Genomic DNA, 26,759 nt, shown 5'->3' with positions numbered 1-26,759 from the left:
TGACGTATAGTCCGGCCCATGTCACTCTTGCACCCACCCTCGCACTTCCCGCCGCAGCTCGCCTTCCTCTGGCCCATCATCTGGGTCCAGGTGCTGATGCTGCGCGCGCAGATACGGGCCGCCTATGGGCGCGGCGTGGTGTATCGCTGGAGCGTGACAGATAATCTTCGCGTCTATCTGGTCAGCATCGAGTGGATGCCGGGGCAGAAAAAAGAGCGGCCGCATCTGCAGCCCGCGACCCATACCTCAAACCGCCTCGCCGCCGCGTGCGATGGCCGTGCAGCCACGCCCGAATATCTCCGTGTGCTGCCCCTCTGCCCAACCCTTGCCCGGCCGAACGCAGGGCGTCCGCTTGCCCTCACAAGCCTACAGGCGAGGGGCTTACACCTCCCCCTGCCGGAAACCTGACGCAGCCCCATACCCCGAAAACTCAGCCCACACACCAAGCGCCTTCACGGGCGTCGCACGTACTGGGGCTTACGGGCCTTCGACCTCATGGCCTTCGGCGCGGAGGAGTGCGATCACGCTGTCTTCGCCGGCCAGGTGCCCTGCACCGACGGCGACCAGCACCGTGCCCGGCGCGTCCAGCATGGCCTCGATCTTCGGCACCCAGTCCTGGTTGCGTTCCTTCAGAAGCGCGTCATACACCGCCTGCGAGCCCATCATGTCCGGATTGGACATCAGCGCAGCGAGGCCGGCGACATCGCCATCCTCCCATTCGCTGACCAGAACATCGAGCATTTCGCTCCCCTCCTCCACCGACTCGGCAGAAGAGATCAGGAAGTCGACCTGCTCATCGTCCGGGAGATTGGCGAAGCGGCCAAGCTGTTCCTCGATGGTTTCGAGATAGGCGAAATCCTTGCCGGCGGCCTTGCCTTCCCGTTCCAGAACCTGCTCCACCCCGGCAGAGGGATCGAACCCGTCCTTCTTCATCTGAAGGACCGACAAATTCACCGCCGCATACCAGGGCCGGAACGTCTGCATCGCGCCGAGAGGGTAATCGAGATAATCGAGCGCGGCCTGAAGTTCGGCCTGCTCGGACGTGTCCAGAAGGCTGGTCAGCTGGCGGCCATCGGTGAAGACGGCGTGGGTGCTGATGAATTGCATCATTTCGCGGGCGGCTTCCTGGCTCGAGACGTCCGCCTCGAAGACCAGCGTGCCGGCTTCGGCCAGGGCCGTGTCGATCTCGTCGGACCGCCAGTCGAGATCCGGGCGCAGGAGGTGGACCGTGCCCATGATGTAGATGGTCGTGTCCTCATCGGCCAGCGTCCAGACGGCCGGTTCGCCCGCGCCATGGCTCGCCTCGGCAGCGGCAAGGGCGGCCTCGTAAAGCGCTTCCTGCTCGGCCATCCGCGCGGCGCGCTCGGCTTCCGGGGAAAGGTCCGGCTTGTCCTCGACCGTACCGCCGCCACCGCACGCGGCCAGAACCAGCATCATCGCCGCGGCGGCAAATGCCGCCCAACCCGCTTGTTTCATGGAGAAAAACCTCTTCTGCCAGACTGCCGGCACCCTAGACCGGCCCTCCCCGCCGGGGAAGCACCGCAACTGCAGCCACCGCCAGCGGCACTGCGCCATTGCACTGTGCGCCAGCTTGTCTTATTCACCGGCCTCGGCTTGGCACCCATAGCTCAGCTGGATAGAGCGCTGCCCTCCGAAGGCAGAGGTCAGAGGTTCGAATCCTCTTGGGTGCGCCAGTTTCTCCAATCCGGACAGGCACCTGACTACAGGGCGACCCGAGCGCGTCGATCAGATCCCCTGCTCCGTCAGGGCGCCCCGGACTGTTTTGAGCGCCTCGCGCGGCTGGCCCGACAGGAGAATGCGCACCGCTCTCAGTATGTGACGGCCAAGGCGGGGCATGAAGAAGTACAGAGCCACCGGATAGATCAGCGCCCCCAGCACGATTGTGGCAACCACATGGAGCAGCGGATGGGCGAGATCCGGCACGAAATCCATGAACAGCCAAACGGCAAGCCCCATGACACAGGAGGCAAAGAAGGCCGCAGAGCCTGCAAGCAGCTGGCGAATGACCGTGAACCCGACCACGCGCTGGATCATCCAGGTACTCAGCACGAAGGTGATCACCTGCTTGGCCAGCAGGCCCAGCGCGATGGCCACGATGCCATACTGATAAGTGAAGGCGAGCAGAATGGAGGTCGCAATGATCGAAGTCAGCGTGATCCAGGCCACCACATCCGGCCGCCCCACGCCGCGGAACACGCCGAGAATGATCGCCGTGATCGGCGCGCGCAGGCCAATGACCATATAGATCTGGAAGATCGGCACACTCGGCGCCCACTGCTCGCCGAAGACAACCGGGATCGCGACCGGCGCCACGACAAAGGCGCCCATGAAAGTCGGATAGGCGAGCAGCGCCGACATGCGGATGGCACTGTCCATCGCCTGATGAAGCGTCTCGCGATTGTCCTGCATGGCCGATGCGACCGGCATAGCCACGGCAGCGAAAGGCGCGATCAGCGCCTGGTTGGCCTGCTGAAAGAGCCGTTCCGGCAGATTGAACACCCCGACCGCATGCGAGCCGAGCGTCATGCCGATCAATGTCTTTGGCAGCATCTGGTCGAATGTCTGCAGAACCTTGGACGCGCCATTGGCCAGATTGAACCGGATCAGTTCGAGAAAGTCCGGCCAGCTGGAACGCGTATTGGGCACCCATTTCGCGAAATAGAGAAAACCGAAAACCCGCACGATGCGGCGGGACAGTTCCATCCCGACCAGCGCCCATTCATTCCGCCACATCAGGGCCAGGATGATTCCGACAATCGCTGCTGTCACGGTGCCCAGAATGTCGATGACCGTGATTTCCTTGTATCGCAAATCACGCTGCAGAATGGCGGCCGGCACAGACATCACCGCGCCGATCGGCAAGATGGCGCCGGTCACGATCAGGACGGGCGCGACCGACGGTTCACCGAATGCGTGCGCGATCCAGGGTGCCAGCAGTACCAGCAGTCCCCAGGCCGCGATGGAAAGCGTCATCGACTGCAGGAAAACCGAATTGATGTGCCCCGGGCGCAAGTCTTTCCTCTGGACAAGGGAATCGCCCAGTGTGCCCGAGGCGATCACCTCCGGCAGCATCACCACCATCAATGCCATGACGAACACGCCATAGTCTTCCGGTGTCAGAATCCGGGCAATGATGACAATCGACAGGAACGAGCCGATCAGCGTGGTCCAGTTCGCAATCGCGTTCAGCGCGACCGCCTGTCCAGCCTTTCGAAGCAGGTTGGGTGCCATGGGAAACTCCGCGCCGGGACCGGCTACCTTCTGACGAAGGAGGACGGAACCTCCCGGGAAACATTTTTGCTCGGGACAGTCAAACGGCCAACGAGTGAAGCAAGCCTGAACGCGAGGAAAGGTTTCCCATTCTGCAGGGCAAGGCGGACCCGCCAAACCATGGCCCGGGCAGCGGCGCGGGCCATCTGCGCGCCAACCGGAGAGGCATGCTTGATTTCAAAGAACAGGGCCTGCACGTCCGCATCCATCAGGCATTCGTCACACCCGTATTTCATCATGAAGGTCTTGCGCAGGTCCGCTGTCTCTTCGCGGGTCAGCGGCCGGTCTGAGATGCGGGCCGCCCGGCTGAAATCTTCTCCGGCTTTTTTCCAGAAATTCTTGCGAGCCATCACGATGCCGCGCCGGATCAGAGCCCGGCGGGTCATGCCCGGCTCGGTCAGTGAGCAATCGGCCGGCAGGTATTTGCCGAGCGGCAAGGCCTGATAGGTGATCCCGAAGATCCGGCGGTCATATCGCTGCCAGACGGCATCTCGTTCTGCGGCTTCAACCACTTTCGCGGCCGTACCGCGCGGAAGATCATGCTGGCGCTGGTGGAACAGGACCTGTTCTGTCGGGACCGGACGGCCATGGCGCGCCAGGCGCAGCAGCATGTCATAGTCCTGAGACCGGACGAGGGATTCGTCGAACGCCCCTGCTTTGAGGTAAAGCGACTTGCGCACCAGCATGGCAGGCTGATGGGCAAACATGTCGAGGAGCGATTCAAACAGGAAGTCTTCCGGCGGGCTTTCGCGCCAATAGCCTGTGTCTCTCCACTTCACCCGGCCATCCGGGCGGACTTCGAACCGGTCGTGGCGGCCATAGGCAAAATCGGCATCCGGATTGGCCTTCAGAAGGCCAAGCAGGGTTTCCAGGGCATCGGGCTCAGCAATATCGTCATCGTCGAAAACCCAGATCAGGTCCCCTTTCGCGACGCTGAGCGCCTTGTTCAGCGCCGCCGACTTTCCTGCATTGTCCTGATTCAGGATTTTGATGTCGTCCCGGTAAGGCTCAAGCCTCGCCAGCGTGTCATCGGTGGAGCCGTCATTGATCACGATGATCTCGTCAGGCCGCCGCGTCTGAGCCAGAATTGAGTCCAGCGTCTCCACGAGAAGATGCGCCCTGTTAAACGTGGGGATCAGCACAGTAACCGAATTGGCAGGCATGCATCTTCCTTCTGGTCGATCGAGTGTCCCCTGACTCAAGCGGTTGTCGACTGGCATTGGTCTTGCTTGAGTTTAGGCACAAATTGGCTTCGTCACATAGCGCCGAACCTGCAACCCGCATGCCAGAAGACGGCAAAAAATCAGCAGGCCCTACCCCAAGGTGACCGAATTCCAATTGAGAGGAGGCGGAATGAAGATTGCGTTCTTTACCAACGCGTTTCCGATGATGTCGGAAGCCTTCATCGTGAACAGTGCGGCCGCCCTGATCGAAGCCGGGCACAGTGTCGACATTTACGGTATTGGCAATGTTGATGCGACCGGCCTGTCAGTTCCGGAAGCGGAACCTCTTCAGCTGGAACAGTCGACAACCAACATGCGCTGGCCGGACACATCCGCCGGGCGCTGGAAAGGCTTGCCCGCTGCGCTTGGACGTCTCGTTGGTCAACATGGAGTCTCTGGCCTGGCTCGGATCAGGCCCGGCATCTACCGGCGCACCTTCATGGATCTCTCCGCCTTTTACCAGGCATCGCAAATGCCTGCCGATGGCGCCTATGACATCATTCATTGCCAGTTCGCTCCGCTTGCGGAGCATGTGATAAAGCACCGCCGCGCCGGATTCCTCTCCGGTCACCTCGTTGTGAACTTCCGGGGCTATGACATTTCGGAACTGGTGACCCTGCACGGAGAACATCTCTACGATCACATATGGCCGGAAGCCGATGCGTTCATCTCGAACTCCGACTATTTCCGCCAGCGCGCCATCGCCATCGGATGCCCGGAAGACCGGATCAGCGTGGTGGGGTCAGGCATGCGGCTGGAAAGTTTTCCGTTCCAGCCAATCGAGGAAGCGCCGTCAGGCGACATGCGTTTCCTGATGGTGGGGCGCCTCATCGAGCGCAAAGGCTTTCATATTGCCCTGCCGGCCCTCTCACGTTTTGCCCGCGCCTCAGGGCGCCGGGTCCATGTCGACATCGTCGGCGACGGCCCGTTGCGGACCGATCTCGAGCAGCTTGCGCAGGACTGCGGGCTTGGCGGCTGCGTCACGTTCCACGGCGCCCGGAGCCATACCGAGATCGCAGACTTCATCCGCCACTGCGATGTATTCATTGCGCCTTCCATGACCTGTTCCAAAGGCAGCCAGGACGGCCCCGTCAACACGCTGAAGGAAGCCATGGCCATCGGGCGCCCGGTCATCGGCACCCGCCATGGCGGCATTTCCGAACTGGTGCTTGACGGAGAAACGGGCCTGCTTTGCGAGGAAGGCAGTATCGACGCGCTCGAACAGGCCGTTCACCGCATCCTCAGCCTTCAGGGCAACTGGCCACAAATGCTGAAGGCCGCCCGCGCTGTCGTTGAAAATACCTACGCGCTGCCGCGCACGACGGAAGACCTGATCGACATCTATACTGCCATTCTGGCAGCCCCCTCCCCCGAAAACCCTACCCGCCCTTCAAGGAAAGTAGCCTGATATGACTGAAGCAATGACCACCGACGCCAAGGCCACCATCATCATGACCGCGCGCGACCGGTTCAGCATGGCCGTCCGGGCACTGAACGAGATCGCCGAGGTGACAGCCCGCCCCTATGAGCTTATCTATGTAGATGGTGGCAGCCCGAAACATGTTGCAGAAGAAATCCGCGCCGTCTGCGAGAAAAACGGCTTCCGCTATCTGCGCTATGACCATTTCCTGGCCCCCTGCCAGGCCCGTAATATCGGCCTGCGCCTGTCGGCCACGCCTTATGTCGTTTATTGCGAGAATGATGTGCTCGTCACCGGCGGCTGGCTGGCAAACCTCGTGAAATGCGCCGAGGAAACCGGCGCCGAAGTGGTTCAGCCCCTGATCTGCCAGGGCACGCCGCTTCATACGGAAATTCACCAGGCTGGCGGCAATTTCACAGACGACATGGATGCCTTCTTCAATGGGACCGAAGACCAGCGCCGCCTGTCCGACAGCCATCTCTGGCATCAGGGCGAACAGGTCGGCGATGTGGAGCTTTCCCGCACCGAAACGCAGGTCACGGAAGTTCACTGTTTCCTCGTGCGCCGGGACGCCTTCGAATGGCTGGGCGAGTTCGACGAGAACATGCCCTGCTCCAAGGATCATGTGGACTTCAGCGTCAATGTCTGGAGCAAGGGCGGCCGGATCATGCTGGAGCCGACCTCTGTTGTGACCTTCTGCGTGCCGAGCCGCGTTCATCCGGTCGAGCCGATGGACCGGGCCTTCTTCCTGCTGCGCTGGTCCCCCAAGTGGCAGCGACAGAGCCTCAGCCACTTCCAGAAAAAGTGGAAACTGGAGAATGATCCCTATTTCGACCGCTACCTGAAACTGACCGGCTGGCGCTATCGCGAAGGCGTCGCCAAGCCGCTGATCCGGAAGATCCCCTTCGTGGGACACAGCTACAAGGTGCAACAGGCCGGGTCGCTCCTCCTGATGCCATTGCTGAAATTCGTCGGCGCCCGCCTGGCAGATCAACAAGGACAGGACTACCGCCCATCAGATGGCACGCCGCCGCCTGCCTCCGGTGTGACGGACAAGAAATCCGCCAGCGCAGCCGCCTGACAACGCCATTCCACAAAGGGTGCCTCTCACGAGAGGCATCCGTTCTTTCAAAAGGGAAAAATGGCGCACCGGGGAGGTGAAGAAGAGAACGGCTATTTTGTTTTCGTAGAATTGTAGCTCTTTGTTCGGTCTCATGGGCCGGTAACGGCTACTCCCGCGAAAACGGTCGCATCAATAGCTGCTTCCACATCCACTTTTGTTCAGCCCGGCACTATGTAAATTCCCAAAAGGTCTAGGCGGCAGGCTACATTTTCAATCTAAAGCTGGATCTCCTAATTAGACCAAGCACTATCACTTGCGGTTCAATCAAATGTGTTGGGATAGCGCTTTACTAAAAGACAAAAACGTCTAACGGGGTGATGCCGACTTAGGCGCCGGGGGGGAGCAGGTCGGCCCGGCGTTAGCTCCGTTTATTCAGGCGACACGATCAACCGGAACTGGGCAGGTCGCCCTTGCCGTCAAAGCTCTGCTCCGTCCGCTCCAGGAAGTCCCGGTCTCCACTTCGTTCAAGAAGGGGTCATACAAGCGGCCTGAGCGCTAGCGTTCAACGGTGTTGCCGTGCTTGTCGGTTTGCCGCACAATGTCGAAGCCGTCTCTTTGCAGATATTTCGGGTGCGCCTACGCTCTGCGGCCCCGGGCGTTGAAACGGCTCGTCTTGGGTTTGGATTCGGAGTAGCGATTTGTACCCTTGCTCGCGTGCGCCCTCGGAGCCGTCCTCAGCACCGGTCACCCGACTGGCCAAACAAGTCCTTGTCGTCTGCCACGGATCAGCCCCTGCAAATGCCGGACCGAAAGCCCGCCTTAGACAGGTGCCAAACTGGTAACACATAAGCCCCAGTTCCACCCACATGGAACCAATCTGGCACCAAACATAATATCGTATCCGCAAGGGCGCTAGCTACGAGTTTACCCCGAAGGGAAAACTCGCTTTATCTTGCCGTTGCCGTATACTGATCTCAAGCTTCCGAACTCAATCGATATCCTGCTGTTCGACATAAACAGAAACCGCGGTGGGAAATTGCGGGGAATCGGCCGCAATCTTGATTGTGCAAGCGCCCCGCTTTGAAGAAATAGACGCTATTTCCTCATCCGCCATAAAGCAAATCGATATGCAACCATCTGCAGACATTAATTTTCCTTCAAATACAAGGCTCTTTTCCTCTAGGGAGAAGCAGGATAGCGGGAGCAAGTCTATCTCAACTTCCCCGTCCTCTTCGGATTGTGTGGCAATCGACAAAGAAGTTGGAGTACTATTTACTACGAATTTTGGCGAGTATTCAGGAATCACTATGCCCTCAGTGTTGCGATCATAAATAAACAGCATCCCTCTAGGTACTGACGTTTGAATTTTCGGCATGCTATCTCTCTTTTTTGCGACGCAGAACTTCTTGTGTTACTTCGCCCGCCTGTCGGCGACTACAACTATCACAATGTGGATATAGGCGTTGAGGATTTCCAGAAGAGTTCAGTGCCGTCGGTGGCTGATGATCACCAATTGCATTTCCGCTTTTGGTTCCTGGGCTTGTGGTACCACAGGTATGGCAGCCATCTTTTGCCATCATATCGTTTAGTTGGCGCTGTTCGGCTGCTGTCGCACGACCCGTGCTGCTTGCTGGTATTGAGCCTTTAGCATAGGGACCAGGCTTCAATGTTGATACGACATCGTCGCCGTACTTTACCGCCAACTTTCCACCGGTCGCGCCTTGGCCAATAACAGGCACCATGGCGACCGCAGCGACGGCCGTATTCACTAAATCTCCTTCAGCCGCATAAAGAACTGTATTCGCAACATCAGCAGCAATTCCGACGACGGGCGTCAGCCCACCGACGTCCAATGCTGTATGTACATTCGCCTTAGTTTCCGCTGAAACATTGTTGCGCCACACATGACCGGCAACTTGCGCCACGATAATGTCCACAAACTGCCCGGTCGGGTCCGTCGCATTGATCGGATCATTTGCGACATAAGCATACAGATTCAGCTGGTCCTGATACCCGATCGGGTCGGTTGAGAGGAACCGGCCTGCGACGGGGTCGTAGTAGCGGGCCTGCATGTAGGTGAGGCCGGTGGCGTCGTCCTGAATGTGCCCGGTATAACCGGGGCGGTCTGAGTTGTTGTTGGGATTAAGGATCTTCTCACCGAAGGGTGTGTAATGCTCACGCCAGCTCAAACCTCCGCCAGCCCAGGTCTGCGCAATCGAGGACCCTTGATGATCGAGATAGGTGTACCAAGGCGAACCGTTCTGAATCCGGATCTGAGCTCCGCCCACGGAAAGGAACGAGGTTAAGTTGCCTGCTGATGCACGATCTCGGTACACAGGTGTACCTGTCAGCGCAGAATAAACCCAGTAATCCGTTTTGCCACCAGAGACACTCTTCACCCGTTTCAAATTACCATCATACGTGAAGCTGGCAGTCGTCGCGCCTGTTACAGCAACAGGCTGATTGGCAAAGTCGTAGCTGAATGCCAGCGGACCATTGATCGTGACATTACCCCGTCCATCATGTGACCAGGTCTGCCAGGTTCCGGCACCTGCCGTATCTTTAACCCGTTTGACGAGGTTGTTGGTGTAGTACTCGATGTCTACCGTCCGGTTGCCCAACACTTTCTTGCGGATGTTATCAAGGGCATCATACTTATAACTGCCACTCCCCCATGATCCGCTCGCCGTTTTGAGACGCCCCTTGGCATCATATGTGAAGCTGCGGTTCTGCCCGCTAACGACATAGTCCGTTATCGATGTAATCTTGCCACGCGCGTCATATGCCTGACGCAGATGGATCAGTGAACTGCCCGTCTTCTGCACCTTGATGTCATAGGGCATAAGGCGATCGGTGAGTGTTTGTATATAGTTGTAACCGTTTCCATAACTTGCCGCACTCACTGCACCATTTGGGTGGTACGAGATGCTGTCGACATACGCTGTCGATCCAACTTTGGCTTCGGTGGGCTGGCCAAATCCATCCGGATCAAAAGTGACCACCGTGCTGTCTGGCAAAGTGCGAGAAGATACGCTGCCAGTACTGTCGTACCCGTGGCTTAGCGCATAGGTCCGGCCATCAATTGCCAAGGTTTCGGACGTGAGCAGGTCCAATTCGTTATAGGCATACGTCCAGTTTACTCCCCCTCTGTTGACCGTAAGCGGATTACCGTTGGCATCGTAGGTCTTTACGATATTCGGTGTTCCAGAGGGGAAACTCACATTTGTTTGCCGCCCCATGGCATCATAGGTGAAGGCAGTACGGATAGAGCTGGACGGCGTCGCACAAGATGACCCGCCAGCTTCGCCGCGGGACGAATACTTCATCTGATCTGCATTGTCATAAGCGAATAGCTCATGCCCAAACTCAGGCGCGTAATGCCGACATAGCCGGAAGCGGTTATCGTACCAAAAGTTACGGGTGATATTTACATTATATCCGCTTGTTGTTCCTGATTGGTTCAGAGATGTCAGATTGTCATGAATATCGCGCGTGAATGTCGTTGTGGTTCCCATCGCATCCAGAACGCTCATGACCGTATCAGTCCCCGGCGCGCCAAAGGAGCGGTATGTCGTTGTTGTCTGGGCGTTTGCGGGGTCCGTTACCCGAATTTTGTTACCCGCCAGATACGCCATACTAGTCGTTGCATAGGGAGAAACATTTTCCGCCGTCTGCGTGATCCGTCCAAAGGCATCATAGCTTGTGCTTGTTCCGGCAGAAGGATTTGATGTGCTCGATGGAAAGGAAACAAAAATCTGGCGCCCCAAAGCATCATAGGTCGTCTTGGTAAAGATTGATGAGGCATAACCCTTTAAATCGACCGCCTGAACATTTGTTGGACGCAGTAGATTGTCATACGTGACGATTTCGCGGTTATTCCCACGTGTGATCGTTTGCGTCACACCATTGTTATTGAGGGTATAGGATAAAGATGTATCAGCCCAAGACCCTGTTCGGGTGATGTTGGTCAGCCATCCCATATTATTATAAATGAAACCCGTCGTATAACCACGCGGATTGGTCTCACTGGTGACCCATCCCTTATTGTCCACAGCCTTAGTGATCGTATTGCCATCGCGCAGTGTAATCGTTTGTGGAATCCCCCGCTTGTAGCTCCCGAATGACGTGGTTCTGTTGAGCCCGTCTTTGTAGGTCGCGAGTGTGCCATTGCTATTGTACGTGTACGTGGACGATGCAAACGAAGAACCGAAGGTTTTGGTCGTCAAACGGCCGCCATTACCATCATATGTATGACGCTCTAACTCCTTGCCGTTGCGTGTGACAACGCTGACAAGCCCTAAGACCCATGGATTGGTCTTGTGGATATAGCTGGCCGAGCTTTGGCGGGTTTGTGCGCTCGTGCTCGTCGACTCATCAATTTCTATTGGAAACCCGTAAGAATAGTTCGAAGACGAAAATGATGTATTATATGTATAATCCGTGGTGTAGGTATCCGATCCACGCGTCGTGAGCTGTTGGGCTGTCAAAAACCGGCGATTTCGGTGCTGTGGATCTCCGGGTGTTGGCGCGGCAGGTGACCCGACATCATTTTCCAAGACATATGTCGAGCTCACGGTTTGCAGAAGCGGACCGGACGCACTCGCCCGAGTTTCAACTTTTACTTGGCTCCCCCCTAAAGGTTCCCGCATCCACTTGTGGTAATAGGTCAGATGAATTCCCGGCCCGATCACTTTCGTCCAGTTTGTGCGATCGCCATCTGGGTCGTCCGTGTCTTCATCCCTTTCATATGTGTAATACCATGCTGCAGTCGGTATGGTTGGCCCCGTGATTTCTTTTGCCGTCACGCTGATCATAGCTGCCGCCACACTCGGCTCACTATATCGCAGGGGATTTGGGAAAGGGTTGGTCTCATGAGGGTCCAGCGCCGTAGGGCAGATACTTTGCATGGCAATGACTGTTCCAATCGATTGCCTGTGCGCAACCTGAGACAATCGGAATGTCGCGGTCGCGCCATTGGGATGCACAAGAGTTACATCCCTTAAAAATATACATCGGTGAGAAGGCCCGGGCTCCGCCGTCATTTCATCGAGTGTAAACGTCCATTGTCGGCCATCCGGCTGGGTAACAGTGTTAAGTACTTGTCCGTCACCAGGCTCTCCGAGTTCACTTTGCCACAACGGCAACTGGTAGGTGCTCTGACGATAAGCATAGCTCCAGGTCCGACCATGGGCTGACACAGTCGAAACGAGTCTGGAAGACCCTGAATAGCTCAACGTAATTGATCGGCCATCATTAGCATGAATCTGCGTAAGACGGCCTGATGTATCGTATTCATACTTCACCCAATTCCCATGAACATCGGTCACCTGTGTGGCCGCCAAAATATTCTGTTTACGGGTCAGCGATCGAGCATCGACATAGCTTAGCGGATCACCATCAAGGACAATATGGCGGTCAAACCGATACTCGTTGCCATTGGGATCATAGCCTAGGAAAGTCGTGCCACTATTGGCGCAGGTAAAGTACCAATTATTTTTGGTGACATGTGTGGCACCACTCGGCCACTGGCTACCCTGAGGCACCTCCAGCAGCTGGTCTGCGGACCCACCTACTTCAACGGTAATACCATTCGAATAGGTATGATCATGCTGGAAGCCACTTCCCTGGTGATAAACATCAGGAAACTGAGATGAAAACGATGCGGAACACCGGCCGCCCGTCCAAGTATTGCTCCCGGCAGTCAGGGCTTTCATCCGTGGGACGACGTATTCCCAATCACCAAATTCAGCGTTTGTATATGCCTTGTAAAGGCGTCCTTGAGACCGGCGTCGGACAAGCGCAACCGGCAAAGCGCTGTTTCCCGGTATTGAGACATCTGTCTGGGTAAAACTCAACGCGCCCGTATTGGGGTCGATCTGGTCCCCAAACATGTCGTCCCCAAATGCGGTCAAACGCGCTTCAGAATCCTGCCGCTTTTCCCATTCAACAATTGGAACGGGCGTTACCGTGCCACCGCCCGGGAACAGAGATAGCTGTTGTTGAAAATCGCCGATGGACTCTGAGGTAGCCGTCCCGTCTCCAGCCTGGCCTGTTTGTGCCTCTGCGTTGACACTCAGACACAGGCTAAGCGAGAACGCACAAAGCGCCCGGACAGCAAAAGACATTTTTAGAGGCCCCCACAGAATAGAAATCTGCACTAGAAGACCACACAGAAAATATTACTCAAGAGGGAAATTGAATTAAATTTTAACGAATACTTTTGGCACAGAATACCAGCCTAGCCCCTCAATCAGGACGTCGAATTTTGACACTGGAAAACCTCAGAACTCGCAAGAGGTGATCGTTGATGGCATTTAGCGCTTCTCCTGTAATCAGAAGCTTCGGGTAGCATTTCAGTACTCAAGTTAATGAGTTGAAGAGTCCCACTGCTGGAATTCCGCAGACATATTCGCAATCAAGTCATCAAATTCAGATGATTGCGCTGTTGGATCGGGAGCCCAACGAAACCTAATCATAAAACTGAGCAGCTCAGTCTGTGATGAATGTCGGTTAAGCCGCATGATTGTTGAAGATATCCGCCTGAAGACCTGGCGCAAATTCTCCGCCAAAGAGAAGGTCCGCATCGTGCCGGAAGGCTTGCGCGGCGAATATTCGATTGCCGAACCGTGCCGGCGCGAGGGGATTGCCCAGGGGCTGTATTACACGTGGTCGAAAGAGTTCCTCGAAGCCTGGCTCGAGGATCGGCGCAGCGGGGCTGGCCACGTCTGAAACCGTATTGACCTGAGCCTCGTCTGGTCCCGCATTTGAATGGAGAGTCTGTCGCAAGGAGACAGACAATGCGGAAGAGCAAATTCAGCGAAGAGCAGATCATCGCGATCCTGGCGGCACAGGAGCGTGGGATGGCGACGGCGGAGGTCTGCCGGTGTCACGGCGTCAGTTCTGCCACCTTCTACAAATGGAAGGCGAGGTTCGGAGGCTTGGACGTCTCGGACGCGCGTCGGCTGAAGACACTTGAGATAGAGAACGCCCGGCTGAAGAAACTGCTGGCGGACAGCATGCTTGATGTGTCGATCCTGAAAGATCTGCTGGGAAAGAACTGACGACGCCCCAGACGAAACGGGCAGCGGCACTCAAGGTGATGGAGACCTACGACATCTCTCAACGCCGGGCCTGACGGCTGGTCAGCATCGATCCGAAAACAGTCAGGCGAGAGCCGGAACCGGATAATCCGGAGATCCGAAGCCGCATGCGGGAGATCGCCTCTGAACGGCGCCGGTTCGGCTATCGCCGCATCGGCCTGATGCTCGAACGGGAAGGCATCACCATGAACCACAAGAAACTGAGGCGCCTCTACGGGCTGGCCGTAAAACGCCGCCGAGGCCGGAAGCGCGTTGTCGCAAGTCTAGCAGAATCAAAAGCGCTTCCTCCTCGCCTTGAACGACCTCGATCAGGTTCTAAGGCTGCGAGCGTCTCCGCTGGAGCACTCTATTGTCTGGCTCGGAGACAAAGAGGCTTTCCTAGGCTTCGTCATTGCAAACACCTTCTTTCATGCCAGAGCCATCTTTCAGGAACAAGCCGATGTTCGCTACGCGCCTCACTTGGCAGACTTGCTCATAAGGCAATTTTCGGATGCCGAGTTTACCGGGATTGTCCGTGCCGTGGTCAAACTCGGCTTTTTGGATAAGCGCACCTGGGAGCCTTTTGATGAATTCCGGGCCTTTGTGTCTCAGCATCTAGCCAAATTGTCCCTTGCAGAAGTGACGAAAAGGGACCGTTAGCAACGGATCGCCTCCATCGATTCAGCACTGGCGATCCCCACTCATACTGCACTGTTCCCGATGCCGGGCAGACCGCTTGCAAGGGTGTGTCGATCCCGATGCAGGAACTGGACGATATCGTCATCGATGCGCTGGAAGGCTCAGTTCTTGAACCGAAGCGTTTGCGCAAAATGACGGAAATGCTTCTAGCCCGCGCGCAGGAGCGGGGACGCTCTGCTAAGGAGCAGCGCAAAAGGCAGGATGGTGAGAAGCGAAAAGCCGAAGCCCAGGTCACGAACCTTTACACGATGGTTGGCAGCGGCGAGTTGTCGATGGACGGTACCTTGTCGGCACACATCCACGAACAACAGGACAAGGTTGAGCGTCTGAAACGGCAGATCGCGCTGCTGGATCGGGAGCGGAGTGCGCCCATTGATAAGCTTGGCGACAAGGTTGTGGAGAAATTCGGGATCGCCGTCTCGCAGGCACTCAGAAATCCGGACAATCGCCAGTTTGCCAAAGCCTATGTCCGGACGCTCGTCAGTAAGATCGAAGTTGGCGAAAAACAAATAAGAATCAGCGGCCCAAAGGACGCTATCGCCCATCAGGCCATGTCATTTGCCGCTAGCAGTGAGTTGGTGCCTGCTTTTGCACAGGAATGGCGCACCGGGGAGGATTCGAACCCCCGACCCCCAGATTCGTAGTCTGGTGCTCTATCCAACTGAGCTACCGGTGCCGGCCGAAAGAAGGCGGACACATACAGTCAGCCCCCAAGGGATGCAAGCCCGTTTTCCCGGCCTTGTGCAGCAGACCGGACGTAACCTAATCACCGGCGTCTTCCGTTCCGGTCTCGCGGCCGGCAGGTCGGTCATATTCGGGGTGATGCGCAGGCGGTGTGTCGAGGTCCGGTTCAATCCCGGTCACGTCGGCAATCCAGCCTGAATAGGCCGAAACCCGCATATAGATGCCCGGACTGTCTGGCCGTGCGCAGCCCAGTCCCCAGCTCACCACACCGATCTGCACCGGGCCGTCCGCCCAGGTTCGGGCGACAAGGGGGCCACCGCTGTCGCCCTGACAGGAATCGGTTCCGCCTGTCCCTGCGCAAATCTGCAGGGCCGGATCGATACTGACGCCTGCAAACTCCTCATCGAGCCCGTACTTGTCGATGAGCGTGGCGATCTGCTGGCGACAGGTCTGCGGGTCGACCGGCGGGACGATCCCTTCCATCAGCGCGAGGCTTGGTGCGCTGACATGCCGGCCAGTCCGGTTGAAGCCTTCTTCCTGACTGCCCTGTTCTTCCGTGTTGCCGTAGCCGGCCACCACGACTTCTGTTTCCGGCACGCTGAGGTCCGGCGACCGCCCCGTCAGCCCATCGAGCCGTGAGAGCGGGCCATCCCAGCGCCCCACGATGTGGATCAGAGCCAGATCGTTGCCGAGTTCGGCATGGCCGGCCTCATAGCCGGGATGCATGACAATCCGGTCGACCGGAAAGGTTGCATCTTTCGGCGTCTCCAGAAGCGTCCCGGCGCCGACCACAAGCTGGAGCGGGCCGAATCTTTTCAGCTCACCCCGCCCATCCGGCAGGTATTGCACGGCCCGGCCGAGATCGGAATCGATACGGATCGTCTCGACGCAATGCGCCGCTGTAAGCGCCCATTCGGCAGAGATCATTGCGGCGCCGCACTCATGGTAGATGTTCCGGCCCTGCTGGGACTGCAGAGAGACGACGCCCGGCCAGTCCTCCGGGTTGGCCTCGCGGCCACCGATGACACATGCCGTAGCGAGAGCCAGCATCCCTGCCGCACTCGCCCACTTCCAGACCTGTTTCACGCCGACATACCTCCCCGGCTGTCTTCCCTTCAGGCCACCGCACCCGACTGTTCGCGCGCCTCATGCACACCGCGCGCAATGGCCCGGGCGAGCGTCGAGGCGGCGAGCTCTCCAATCCGGGTCACCATTAACGGATCCGGATCAGGCAGCGGCACACCTTTGGTTGATAGCACAAAAACCGCATCGCCGTCGAAAGGGGCAAATACCGGGCGGATCGCGCGGGAAAATCCTGACAGCGCCATCTGCGCAACACGCTGCGCCTGAGACGGGGTGAGGGCGGCATCTGTGGCGACGCAGGCAATCGTGGTGTTCTGTCCAAGGCCCGGATTGGCCTTCGCTGCGCCCCAGTCTTCTGCATCCATGGAGAAATCCGCAGGCGGGCGGGCGCCGCCGAATTCCCCTGCCACTTCATAGGGCCAGGCCCAGTAGGCGTCTGTTCCGGGCATCAGCACAGACCCGAAACAGTTCACGCAAGCCAGCGCACCGACAGTGATCCCTTCCGGCATGACAACGCTGGCCGAGCCGGTTCCGCCAGGAAACTGGCCGGCCAGGGCGCCATGCCCTGCCCCTGCCCGGCCAAGCGCAAATGTGCCGGAAGCCGCCTTGAAGGCTTCAAAGCCCAGCGCCGCATAAGGCGCAATCCCGTCCCAGTCCTTGTCGCCGCCATTGGCAAGGTCATAAAGGATCGCTCCGGGAACAATCGGCGTCGGCGGCACGCCGGGGCGCTCGACAAGGCTGAAACCACGGCCCGCCTGTTTGAGACCGGCCATGACGCCATCGGCTGCGCCCAGACCGAACGCGCTGCCGCCCGACAGGAAAACCGCATCCACCTGGTCCACCATTGCGCCGGCTGACAGCAGATCGGTTTCCCGCGTTCCCGGCCCGCCTCCGGCGACAGCGCAGGCCGCAACCGCTGGCTGATCCGGCAAAATGACGGTCACACCGGTGTTGACGCGCACGTCATGTGCCTGCCCGACGCGCAGTCCTTTGACATCGGTGATGAGATTCCGTTTCCCGGCTGTTGTGGCCATGACAATGTCCTGTCGGTCTTTCCCTTTGGAATTCACTCTCTTAAGGTCCGCCGCGACTCACGCAAGCCAAGGACATTCCCATGAAGATCGCCCGCCCCCTCCTTGCCGCCCCCTTCCTTGCCGCCCTTCTTCTGTCCGCCTGCGCAGCGCCGGACGGAAAACAGGACGTCTCGGTTTCGGAAGCGGCGCAGAGCGCGGCAGAAGCAGCCGCCAGCGAAACCACCGACGCCGCACAGGAAGCGGCCGATGTGAACGCATGGACCAAGGGCGCCATGGTGGCCGCGGCAAATCCGGAAGCTGTGGAAGCCGGCCTTGAAATCCTGCGCGAAGGCGGAACGGCCGTCGACGCGGCGATCGCGGTGCACACCGCGCTCGGCCTGGTCGAACCTGAAAGCTCTGGCATCGGCGGCGGCGGCTTCATGGTCTATTACGACCATGCCAGCGGCGAAATCACCGTCTTTGACGGCCGCGAGCGCGCTCCCGCCGCGGCCACGCCGGAATATTTCATGAAAGATGGCGAGGTAATGGATTTCATCTCCTCCTGGCAGTCAGGCCGGTCAGTCGGGGTTCCGGGCGCGGTTGCTCTCTACAAATCGGCGCATGACGCAGCCGGCAAGCTGGACTGGGAAGACCTCTTCCAGCCAGCCATCAAGCTCGCCGAAGATGGCTTCGTGGTGGAACGCAAGCTCGCCGCCACGCTGGCCAGCGACCGGCTTCAGCAATATGTCCGTCTGGATGACCTTCCGGAATCTTCCGCCTATTTCTATCCGGACGGCGTGCCGCTGGCAGAAGGTTCGATCAAGACCAACCCGGCTTATGCCGAAACGCTGAAGCGGATCGCGACTGAAGGCCCGTCTGCCTTCTATTCCGGTGAGATTGCTGAATCGATCGCCTATGCCGTATCCCACGACCCGTCCCTGCCAGGCGCCATGACAGTGGAAGATCTCGCAAACTATGAAGTCGCCGTTCGTCCGGCTCTCTGTGGGGTCGAACCGGATGGCTACAAGGTCTGTTCGGCCCCGCCGCCGTCTTCCGGCGGTGTGACGCAGAACATGATCCTTGGCCTTTATGATCGCCTGAAGCCGACGGGCGAGGAAGCGACCGAGGAAGGATTCCTGAAAGCCTTCGTCGATGCCCAGCGCCTGACCTATGCCGACCGTGACCACTATGTCGCGGATGCGGATTTCGTCCCGGTCCCGGCGGCCGAGCTGATCGATCCGATCTATCTCGATGTGCGGGCGACCGAAGCCTTCGCGCCGGATGAGCATGCAACGCCGGGGGATCCGGGGATCGCCCTTGGACGTGGCCCGATGCGCCAGATGTGGGGCGAAGACCCGACCGATCATCGTCCGGGCACGACGCATTTCTCGATCATCGACCCCTATGGCAACGCCGTCTCCATGACGATGACGGTCGAATCCGCTTTCGGGAACTCCGTCATGGTCCACGGCTTCGTGCTGAACAACCAGCTGACCGACTTCTCACGCGAACCGACAAAGGGCGGCAAGCCGGTGGCCAATGCCGTCGCCGGCAACAAGCGCCCGCGTTCGTCCATGTCCCCAACGCTGGTCTTTGATCCGGAAGGCGACCTGTTCATGGTCACCGGATCGCCGGGCGGCAACTCCATTGTCGCCTATGTCGCCAAGACGCTGGTCGGTGTGCTCGAATGGGGCAAGTCGGCGCAGGAAGCCATCAACCTGCCGAACATCATTGCCCGCGGCGATGTGGTCGGCGTGGAAGTCGACCGCGAAGGCGGACCGGAAGCGGCCGAAGCCCTGCGTGAGATGGGCTATAATGTCGAAGAGCGTCAGGGTGAAAACTCCGGCCTGCATGTCATCATCGTACGCGAGGATGGCCTGGAAGGCGGGGCAGACCCGCGCCGTGACGGGGTGGCACTCGCCCTCGAATAGACGGGCACGCCTCATCCGGGATGGCCAAGCTCTACTTCTCCTACGCCGCCATGAATGCAGGCAAGTCGACCCTCCTGCTTCAGGCGGCGTACAACTATCGTGAGCGGGGGATGGACGTCCTCCTGCTCACTTCTGCCCTCTACAAGGACGACGATGCCGGCCACATCTCGTCCCGCATCGGCATCAACGCCGACGCAACACTGTACACAGACAAGACAGACCTGCTCGCCCTCGTCCGGGACCGCCAGGCGGATCACCGGATCGATGCGATCTTCGTCGACGAGGCTCAGTTCCTGACCAAGGACCAGGTCTGGCAGCTGGCCCGCGTGACGGACCATCTGGACGTGCCGGTACTGGCCTATGGGCTGCGCACCGATTTTCGCGGCGAATTGTTCGAAGGCTCATCCGCCCTGCTCGCCATCGCGGATTCGTTGCGCGAAGTGCGCACGATCTGCGAATGCGGCCGCAAGGCAACCATGGTCGTCAGGCTTGGTCCGGATGGAAAAGCCGCCACGGAAGGCGATCAGGTTTCCATCGGAAAGTCGACTTATGTGTCGCTTTGCCGCCGCCATTGGGAAGAGAAGATGGGCCGCTTTCCGCCTGCCTGAGCCTTGCCTCAGTCAGGGTGCCAGCTGCGCTGTCAGCGCATCCGCCAGTAACCGGCCCGACGGCGTCAGGGACAGGACCCCCTGGTCGAAAGTGAGCCACCCCTGATCCACGAACACATCAATCTTCTCGCGAGACACAGGCTGTCCTGCCACCGCCTCAACGCGGGCAATGTCGATCCCGGTCGCGGGGCGCAGGCCCATGGCCAGCAATTCCTGCGCGATGGCGTTGCGGTCCAGCCGCTCTGCTTCGCCCCAGCCTGAACCGAGCGTCTGCACATTCGCCATGTAGACTTCCGGGCGGCGGTGCGCCTCATAAGCATAGCGGTGGCCGCCAACGGTCACGCGCCCATGCGCGCCTGGCCCTGCGCCGATCCAGTCCCCGCCCTGCCAGTAGATCATGTTGTGTACGGACTGGTGTTCCGGAGACATCGCGTGATTGGAGACTTCGTAAGCTGGCAGGCCGGCCTTCTCCAGAATGTCCTGCGTCAGCTCGAACATGTCGGCCTGATCGTCATCCGGCATGGGCTGGATCTGCCCACGCCCGACGGCGAGACCGAAGGCCGTCCCTTCCTTGATGGTCAACTCATATAGCGACAGGTGCGGCATGCCGAGTGCCAGCACGTCTTCGAGCTCGCTCTGCCAGTCATCCGCCTGCTGGTCCGGGCGGGCGTAGATCAGGTCCACGCTGACAGACGGAAAGACACGCAACGCCCGCGCGACGCTTGCCCGCGCTCCGTCGGCATCATGGTCACGCCCGAGGAAAGCCAGCGCGGAATCACGCAGCGACTGGACGCCGACGGACAGCCGGTTCACGCCGGCATTCTTCAGGCCTGCGAGATCTGCCCGCATGACATCGTTGGGGTTTGCCTCCAGCGTTACTTCCGCACCGGGTCTGATTCCGAACACCTCATCCGCCGCAGCCAGGATCCGTTCGACATCGGCCGGGGCGAGCAGCGATGGCGTGCCGCCGCCGAGATAGACTGAATCCAGCGCGCCATGATCCGGCATGCGCTGGCGATGCGCCCGAATGTCACCACAGATCGCCTCAACCAGCAGCGACGGATCACGGTCTTTCGCGGCGTAGACATTGAAATCGCAATACGGGCAGATGCGCGTGCAATATGGCCAGTGTACATACAGGCCAAACCCGAAATGCGGACCGAAAGGATGAAGCGCCTCGTCTGTCACGGCAGCAGCGCCGCCTTCAGCTTGCGGAACGCATCGGCGCGGTGGCTCATGGCGTGCTTACGGTCCGGGTCCATTTCGCCGAATGTGATCGTCTCGCCGTCCGCAACGAAGATGGGGTCGTAGCCGAAGCCCCTGTCCCCTCTCGGCGGCCAGACCAGCTCTCCATGCACCTCACCCTCGAAGACCTCCTCATGCCCGTCCGGCCAGACCATGGCGAGGGCGCAGACGAATTTGGCGGAGCGGTCGGAATTGCCGGCGGCCTGCAGTTCCTGCTCCACACGCGCCATTGCAACACCGAAATCCCGGGGGTCGCCTGCCCAGCGAGCCGAGTAAATTCCAGGCGCACCGTTCAGCAAAGTAACCGACAGGCCGGAGTCATCCGACAAGGCCGGTGCGCCGGTTTTTTCCGCAGCGGCACGCGCTTTCAGCAGTGCATTGCCTGCGAAACTGCTTTCCGTTTCTTCCGGTTCGGGCAGGTCCAGGTCGATCGCAGAGACGACTTCGAGGCCCAAAGGTTCAAACAAGTCCTTGAGTTCTCTCACTTTTCCCTTGTTGTGGGTCGCGGCGATCAACCTGCCGGGGGACAGGGTGCGGTGTGTCATATTTCGCCCTTCTGAAATGGTTCCATTCTTGCTTTCGTCACAAATACCTATATCGTTATTCGGTAAGGGTTCACGCAATAGCAACGACCCGTCCGGCATAGATCATCCAGCGGAAAGGATGAAGAGAAGAAGGCATGACAGGCAAAACGCGCAATTCCATGGCGGCGATCATGACGGTTCTGGTCACCGTCGTCATGTGGATGACGGCCGCCATCGGCGCCATCGTTCTCCTCGCCGGCAGCATTGAGCTGATCTCGATGATCTCCGGCTCGCCGATCAGCATCGGCGCGATCAAGGTCGACGATCACGACATCTCCGTTCCGGAACTGGCCGCTGGCCTGATCGGCGTCCTCGTCGTGGTCTGTGCCGTGGTCTTTGTCAGCCTGGAGCTGCGCAAGATCCTGGCAACCCTGGCCGCAGGCGACCCTTTCGTCCCAGAAAACGCCGTCCGCCTGACCCGGATCGCCATTGCCATCGCCATCACCCAGCTGATGCGTTACGTGATCGCGATCTTCGTAGGGCTCATGGTGACCGGCACCTCGCTAGAGTTTTCTGTCGACCTCATCGCCTGGGCTTCAGTGGCAGCCCTGTTCATTCTCAGCCAAGTCTTCCGGGAAGGCACCCGCCTTCGCGACGAAGAAAAAATGACCATATAGGAGGGTAGCCATGTCTATTCGCGTCACCCTCGACCGTGTGCTTCTGGATCGCCGCATGTCCCTGACGGAGTTGTCGGAACGTGTCGGCGTGACGCTTGCCAATCTCTCCATTCTCAAAACCGGCAAGGCCAAGGCCATCCGTTTCTCCACGCTTGAAGCGCTCTGCCGGGAACTCGGCTGCCAGCCGGGTGACATTCTCGTCTTCGACAGCGAGGACGATGGCGCCACCGAACGCGTGGCGGCGGAATAGTCATGCGGGACGATCTCTACGCCGCCGGAGATGTTGTCTCGATCCGTTTCGGCGGTGTGCTGCGCCATTATGGCGTGATCACAGGCCGCGGCACTGTGATCTGCAATTCCCGCCTGCATGGCGGCGTCGTGGAGCAGAGTTTCGAAGCCTTTTCCGCCGGCCGCAGCATCCGCCTGCACGGCCGCTACAGCGACCTTGACGGTTACCATGTCGAGCAGAGGGCCCGGAAGCATCTGGGCAAGGAATACGACCTGTTCGGATCGAATTGCGGCCACTTTGTCCGTCACGCCCATCGCCGCAAGCCGACGCCGATGCAGGTGGCAGCCGCGACTGTGCGCACTGTCGGCGACATGCTGGGTGGGCCGAAGCGACGCTATTAAAGCGTCTTGTTTCAGGCGAGCGCGGCGCGCTGGGCGGCAAAGAGTTCGTTGCAGCCCTTCTCCGCCAGGCGCAGCATTTCATCGAGTTCGGCGCGCGATAGCGGGCGCTCTTCGCCAGTCCCCTGCACCTCGATGAACCCGCCATCGGAGCTCATGACGACATTCATGTCGGCTTCGCCCGCAGAGTCTTCCGGATAATCGACGTCGAGCACGGGATGGTCCTGATACACGCCGACGGAAATGGCTGCGGCCTGTTTCATGATCGGATTGGCCGGGATCACGCCCTCATCGACGAGGTATTTGCAGGCGAGCGACAGAGCAACAAATCCGCCGGTGATGGAGGCCGTCCGCGTGCCGCCATCGGCCTGCAGCACATCGCAGTCGATGGTGATCTGGTTTTCCCCCAATGCGGCAAGGTCACAGACGGACCGAAGCGAACGCCCGATCAGTCGCTGGATTTCCTGGGTCCGGCCGGACTGCTTGCCTGCGGCGGCTTCGCGGCGCCCGCGCGTGTGTGTTGCGCGCGGCAGCATGCCGTATTCCGCCGTCACCCAGCCACGCCCCTGCCCCTTCATCCAGCCCGGCACACGGTTCTCCCAGCTGGCAGTGCACAGGACATGCGTATTGCCGAATTTCGCAAGGCAGGAGCCCTCGGCGTAGCGGGTCACCTGGGTCTCGAGGACAATCTCGCGCATCTGGTCAAATGGGCGGCCGGATGGACGGACGAGCTGGCTCATGGGGGACCTCCTGTTTGGTGCCACGCCTGATTGCGGGTTTTGGCGCACCTGTCTACACCGGATCACCGAGGGAAAAGAAAGCGGGGCTCATGAGCAACGACATCACGATTGCGCGGGGCGCAAAGAAACTGCCTATCGGACAGGTCGGCAAGCGGCTCGGCATCGACGCGATGGATCTCATTCCATTCGGCTACGACAAGGCAAAGATCAGCAATCATTACCTAGCCAGCCTGAAGCAAAAGAAAGACGGGAAGCTGATCCTGGTCACGGCGATCAACCCAACGCCTGCCGGTGAAGGCAAGACCACAACCTCGATCGGCCTGGCCGACGCGCTGAAGCGGCTGGAGAAGAACGCCCTGCTCTGCCTGCGCGAACCGTCGCTCGGCCCCTGCTTCGGCATGAAGGGCGGCGCAACCGGCGGCGGGCGGGCACAAGTCGTCCCGATGGACGACATCAACCTCCACTTCACCGGAGACTTCCACGCGATCACCTCGGCGCACAATCTGCTGGCGGCAATGATCGACAACCATCTGCACTGGGGCGCGGAGTCCGGACTGGAATCCACACGTGTTGCATGGCGCCGCGTGCTCGACATGAACGACCGCAACCTGCGCCAGATCGTGACCGGGCTCGGTGGCTCCGGCAATGGCGCGCCCATGGAGTCCGGATTCGACATCACTGTGGCCTCCGAGATCATGGCCATTCTATGCCTCGCAAAGGACGCACACGATCTGGAACAGCGGCTGGAACGGATCGTCATCGGCTACAAGCGCGGCCGCGTGCCTGTGACGGCGAAGGACATCGGCGCTGTCGGCGCGATCATGGCGCTGCTGCGCTATGCCATGCTGCCCAACCTCGTCCAGACGCTGGAGAACAACCCGGTGCTGGTCCATGGCGGCCCGTTCGCCAATATCGCCCATGGCTGCAACTCGGTGATCGCCACCAAGGCCGCCCTGAAGATGTCGGATTATGTCGTGACCGAAGCCGGCTTCGGCGCCGATCTGGGCGCGGAGAAATTCTTCAACATCAAATGCCGCCAGGCCGGGCTGACCCCGTCTGCCGCGGTGGTCGTGGCCACGGTCCGTGCCCTGAAGATGCATGGTGGTCTGTCGCTGAAGGAATCCGCCTCGGTCGGGTATGATGCACTGAAAGACGGCCTCGCCAATCTCGGTCGGCATATCGAGAACCTGAAAAAGTTCGGTGTGCCGGTCATCGTCGCCATCAACCGCTTCACGTCCGATACGTCCAGCGAGCTCAATGCCGTGGAAGCCTATTGCAACGAGCTTGGCGTTCCGGTGTCGGTCTGCACCCACTGGGCCGAAGGCGGCCGCGGCGCCGAAGATCTGGCGCAGAAAGTCGTCAGCACGATTGACGCCAACCCGTCCCAGTTCAAACCGCTCTACCGCGACGAAGCCCCGTTGCTGGAGAAGATCGAAACGGTCGCCCGCGAGATCTATCGCGCCGAACGGGTCGAGACGTCTGATAACGTCCGCGCGGCCCTGCGACGGATGGAGGAAGCAGGCTATGGACACCTCCCCGTCTGCATGGCCAAGACGCAGTACAGTTTCTCGACCAATCCGAAACTGGTCGGCGCGCCAGAAAATCATGTCCTCCAGTTGCGGGAGGTCCGCCTCTCGGCAGGTGCAGGGTTCGTTGTCGGCATTTGCGGAGACATCATGACGATGCCCGGCCTGCCCCGGCATCCTGCGGCAGAGGGCATCTCCCTCAATTCCGACGGGGAAATCGAAGGCCTCTACTGACCCCGCGCGCCCGGGCTCCGTGACGCCGAAATTGATGCTGGACTATATTTAGCAGTTTTGCTAATTAGCAGAAATGCAAAACGCCGTCTTCAAGGCCCTGTCCCACCCTGCCCGCCGGCAGATCCTGGCGCTCCTGCGCAAGGGGCCTCAGCTGGCCGGTGACCTCGCCGCAGAGTTCGACACCAGCTGGCCGACCATGAGCCGGCACCTGGCCGTCCTGAAAGACGCCGAACTGGTGACCGCCGAGCGGCAGGGCAACCAGATCCTCTACCGCATCAACACAAGCGTCCTGGAAGACGCTGCCACCGCCCTGCTCGGCCTGATCGGCCGGGACGACGGTGACGACCCCCTCAAGGAGGCAGCCGAATGAAACCCTTTATCCGCAACGGTCTTCTGATCACCCTGGGCGCCACCATTGCCGGGGCCGCGATCTCACTGGCCGCCACGCAGGCATTGCCCACGAACGGGGAGTTTCCGGTCCACTGGGGCCCGACAGGCGCACCCGACCGCTGGACAGATCGCACCGGGGCCATCCGTTATCTCTGGACCATGCCGGCGATCACGCTGGGCGTCGGCCTGCTTCTGGCCGCTGTGCCCTCAATCGATCCGCGCAAGGGGAATATCGAGAAAGGCCGGCGCGGCTATGTCGCGATCTGGCTGGCGGTCATGGTGCTGCTGACCTGTATTCATGGCGGCGTCGCCCTGCAGATGATCCGGACCGGAGAGGCCGCGGAAGGCTCCGGCCAGATGGTGCGCTGGGTCATCGCCGGCGCTTCAATCATGTTCATTATCGTCGGCAACTACCTGCCCAAGACACGGTCCAGCTTTTTCTTCGGTATCCGCACACCGTGGACGCTGTCCTCGGATACGGCATGGGAAAAGACGCACCGGCTCGCCGGCCCATTGTTCATGATCGCGGGCGCGCTGGGCCTTGTCGGCGCCTTCATCTTCAACGGTATCCTGCTGGCCGTCCAGCTGACCGGCTGGGCCGGGCTCGCGGCGATCATCTCCGTGATCTATTCCTATTTTGCCTGGCGCAATGCGTCCGACCGGGAACATGGCACCAACCTCACGGTGTGAGGCCTATTGAAT

23 protein-coding genes, 2 tRNA genes and 2 pseudogenes are annotated in these 26,759 nt (G+C 59.5%); 15 read left to right on the top strand and 12 right to left on the bottom strand.

The window, feature by feature from the left end; genetic code table 11:
• The first annotated feature begins 18 nt into the window (after positions 1 to 18).
• The gene (locus HJA_RS16595; protein ID WP_035584461.1) at positions 19 to 408 is read left to right on the top strand and encodes a hypothetical protein; all 390 of its coding nucleotides are present in this window, start codon (positions 19 to 21) and stop codon (positions 406 to 408) included.
• A 69-nt stretch (positions 409 to 477) separates the two neighbouring features.
• On the opposite strand, the gene HJA_RS16590 is transcribed toward HJA_RS16595, so the two are convergent.
• On the bottom strand, positions 478 to 1,476 hold the full coding sequence (locus HJA_RS16590) for a TraB/GumN family protein (protein ID WP_051597822.1): 999 nt from the start codon (positions 1,474 to 1,476) through the stop codon (positions 478 to 480).
• Positions 1,477 to 1,617: 141 nt separating this feature from the next.
• On the opposite strand from HJA_RS16590, the gene HJA_RS16585 reads away from it, so the two are divergent.
• A tRNA-Arg gene (locus HJA_RS16585) sits at positions 1,618 to 1,694 on the top strand.
• A gap of 52 nt (positions 1,695 to 1,746) precedes the next feature.
• On the opposite strand, the gene HJA_RS16580 is transcribed toward HJA_RS16585, so the two are convergent.
• A complete protein-coding gene (locus tag HJA_RS16580) occupies positions 1,747 to 3,252 on the bottom strand; it encodes a lipopolysaccharide biosynthesis protein (RefSeq protein WP_035584458.1) in 1,506 nt (501 codons plus the stop codon).
• A 23-nt stretch (positions 3,253 to 3,275) separates the two neighbouring features.
• The gene (locus HJA_RS16575) at positions 3,276 to 4,454 is read right to left on the bottom strand and encodes a glycosyltransferase (RefSeq protein ID WP_051597821.1); all 1,179 of its coding nucleotides are present in this window, start codon (positions 4,452 to 4,454) and stop codon (positions 3,276 to 3,278) included.
• Between the two features lie 190 nt (positions 4,455 to 4,644).
• Here HJA_RS16575 and HJA_RS16570 point away from each other — a divergent pair, with 190 nt between their 5' ends.
• Positions 4,645 to 5,922, top strand: coding sequence for a glycosyltransferase (locus HJA_RS16570; RefSeq protein ID WP_035584455.1), 1,278 nt, complete (start codon positions 4,645 to 4,647; stop codon positions 5,920 to 5,922).
• 1 nt (position 5,923) lies between these two features.
• Positions 5,924 to 7,015: a glycosyltransferase family 2 protein gene (locus tag HJA_RS16565; RefSeq protein ID WP_051597820.1), complete on the top strand. Its 1,092-nt coding sequence runs from the start codon at positions 5,924 to 5,926 to the stop codon at positions 7,013 to 7,015.
• 970 nt (positions 7,016 to 7,985) lie between these two features.
• Here HJA_RS16565 and HJA_RS16560 read toward each other — a convergent pair.
• Together HJA_RS16560 and HJA_RS18445 are read right to left on the bottom strand one after the other, a co-directional pair.
• The gene (locus HJA_RS16560; protein ID WP_035584452.1) at positions 7,986 to 8,372 is read right to left on the bottom strand and encodes a hypothetical protein; all 387 of its coding nucleotides are present in this window, start codon (positions 8,370 to 8,372) and stop codon (positions 7,986 to 7,988) included.
• Between the two features lies 1 nt (position 8,373).
• The gene (locus HJA_RS18445) at positions 8,374 to 13,122 is read right to left on the bottom strand and encodes an RHS repeat-associated core domain-containing protein (RefSeq protein ID WP_081814776.1); all 4,749 of its coding nucleotides are present in this window, start codon (positions 13,120 to 13,122) and stop codon (positions 8,374 to 8,376) included.
• Positions 13,123 to 13,516: 394 nt separating this feature from the next.
• Between HJA_RS18445 and HJA_RS16550 the strand changes: the two are divergent.
• The 3 genes and pseudogenes from HJA_RS16550 to HJA_RS18795 form a co-directional block, all read left to right on the top strand.
• Positions 13,517 to 13,687: pseudogene (locus HJA_RS16550) on the top strand (transposase); the annotation flags it as partial.
• 107 nt (positions 13,688 to 13,794) lie between these two features.
• A pseudogene (locus HJA_RS18800) lies at positions 13,795 to 14,348 on the top strand (transposase); the annotation flags it as partial.
• Positions 14,349 to 14,391: 43 nt separating this feature from the next.
• Positions 14,392 to 14,736 (top strand): hypothetical protein, encoded by a 345-nt coding sequence (locus HJA_RS18795; RefSeq protein WP_035584444.1) that lies wholly within the window; start codon positions 14,392 to 14,394, stop codon positions 14,734 to 14,736.
• Between the two features lie 185 nt (positions 14,737 to 14,921).
• Here HJA_RS18795 and HJA_RS18685 read toward each other — a convergent pair whose 3' ends face one another.
• The 4 genes from HJA_RS18685 to HJA_RS16520 form a co-directional block, all read right to left on the bottom strand.
• Positions 14,922 to 15,320, bottom strand: coding sequence for a hypothetical protein (locus tag HJA_RS18685; RefSeq protein WP_035584441.1), 399 nt, complete (start codon positions 15,318 to 15,320; stop codon positions 14,922 to 14,924).
• Positions 15,321 to 15,374: 54 nt separating this feature from the next.
• Positions 15,375 to 15,451: transfer RNA gene (locus tag HJA_RS16530), tRNA-Arg, on the bottom strand.
• Between the two features lie 86 nt (positions 15,452 to 15,537).
• On the bottom strand, positions 15,538 to 16,545 hold the full coding sequence (locus HJA_RS16525) for a S1 family peptidase (RefSeq protein WP_155840092.1): 1,008 nt from the start codon (positions 16,543 to 16,545) through the stop codon (positions 15,538 to 15,540).
• A gap of 29 nt (positions 16,546 to 16,574) precedes the next feature.
• Entirely contained in the window at positions 16,575 to 17,576 is a 1,002-nt protein-coding gene (locus tag HJA_RS16520) for a P1 family peptidase (RefSeq protein ID WP_035584436.1), read from the bottom strand.
• Between the two features lie 80 nt (positions 17,577 to 17,656).
• Between HJA_RS16520 and ggt the strand changes: the two genes are divergently transcribed.
• Positions 17,657 to 19,486, top strand: coding sequence for a gamma-glutamyltransferase (ggt, locus tag HJA_RS16515; protein WP_035584433.1), 1,830 nt, complete (start codon positions 17,657 to 17,659; stop codon positions 19,484 to 19,486).
• A 20-nt stretch (positions 19,487 to 19,506) separates the two neighbouring features.
• A complete protein-coding gene (locus tag HJA_RS16510) occupies positions 19,507 to 20,094 on the top strand; it encodes a thymidine kinase (protein ID WP_035584430.1) in 588 nt (195 codons plus the stop codon).
• 12 nt (positions 20,095 to 20,106) lie between these two features.
• Here the strand turns inward: HJA_RS16510 and hemW are convergent, their stop codons facing one another.
• A complete protein-coding gene (hemW, locus tag HJA_RS16505) occupies positions 20,107 to 21,282 on the bottom strand; it encodes a radical SAM family heme chaperone HemW (RefSeq protein ID WP_035584427.1) in 1,176 nt (391 codons plus the stop codon).
• Entirely contained in the window at positions 21,279 to 21,884 is a 606-nt protein-coding gene (gene rdgB / locus HJA_RS16500) for an RdgB/HAM1 family non-canonical purine NTP pyrophosphatase (protein WP_155840090.1), read from the bottom strand. The genes hemW and rdgB overlap by 4 nt, the downstream gene beginning before the upstream one ends.
• A gap of 134 nt (positions 21,885 to 22,018) precedes the next feature.
• On the opposite strand from rdgB, the gene HJA_RS16495 reads away from it, so the two are divergent.
• From HJA_RS16495 to HJA_RS16485, 3 genes are read left to right on the top strand one after another with little or no spacing between them, the layout of a single operon-like run.
• The gene (locus tag HJA_RS16495) at positions 22,019 to 22,540 is read left to right on the top strand and encodes a DUF2975 domain-containing protein (protein WP_051597819.1); all 522 of its coding nucleotides are present in this window, start codon (positions 22,019 to 22,021) and stop codon (positions 22,538 to 22,540) included.
• A gap of 10 nt (positions 22,541 to 22,550) precedes the next feature.
• A complete protein-coding gene (locus tag HJA_RS16490) occupies positions 22,551 to 22,790 on the top strand; it encodes a helix-turn-helix domain-containing protein (protein WP_035584424.1) in 240 nt (79 codons plus the stop codon).
• 2 nt (positions 22,791 to 22,792) lie between these two features.
• Positions 22,793 to 23,170 carry a lecithin retinol acyltransferase family protein gene (locus HJA_RS16485; protein ID WP_035584422.1) on the top strand — a complete coding sequence of 126 codons (378 nt, stop codon included), beginning with the start codon at positions 22,793 to 22,795 and terminating at the stop codon, positions 23,168 to 23,170.
• Positions 23,171 to 23,181: 11 nt separating this feature from the next.
• Here the strand turns inward: HJA_RS16485 and rph are convergent, their stop codons facing one another.
• Entirely contained in the window at positions 23,182 to 23,907 is a 726-nt protein-coding gene (rph, locus tag HJA_RS16480; RefSeq protein ID WP_035584418.1) for a ribonuclease PH, read from the bottom strand.
• A gap of 89 nt (positions 23,908 to 23,996) precedes the next feature.
• On the opposite strand from rph, the gene HJA_RS16475 reads away from it, so the two are divergent.
• The 3 genes from HJA_RS16475 to HJA_RS18255 all read left to right on the top strand — a co-directional run bounded on the left by HJA_RS16475 (position 23,997) and on the right by HJA_RS18255 (position 26,747).
• Positions 23,997 to 25,667, top strand: a complete 1,671-nt coding sequence (locus HJA_RS16475) for a formate--tetrahydrofolate ligase (protein ID WP_035584415.1) — start codon at positions 23,997 to 23,999, stop codon at positions 25,665 to 25,667.
• Between the two features lie 73 nt (positions 25,668 to 25,740).
• On the top strand, positions 25,741 to 26,037 hold the full coding sequence (locus HJA_RS16470) for an autorepressor SdpR family transcription factor (protein WP_035584412.1): 297 nt from the start codon (positions 25,741 to 25,743) through the stop codon (positions 26,035 to 26,037).
• Positions 26,034 to 26,747, top strand: a complete 714-nt coding sequence (locus HJA_RS18255; protein ID WP_051597818.1) for an SdpI family protein — start codon at positions 26,034 to 26,036, stop codon at positions 26,745 to 26,747. The genes HJA_RS16470 and HJA_RS18255 overlap by 4 nt, the downstream gene beginning before the upstream one ends.
• Positions 26,748 to 26,759: the final 12 nt, after the last annotated feature.

Origin of the sequence: Hyphomonas jannaschiana VP2, assembly GCF_000685215.1 — a bacterium.
In the GTDB taxonomy this organism is placed as follows: Bacteria; Pseudomonadota; Alphaproteobacteria; order Caulobacterales; family Hyphomonadaceae; genus Hyphomonas; species Hyphomonas jannaschiana.
This window is presented reverse-complemented; position numbering and strand designations above follow the sequence as displayed.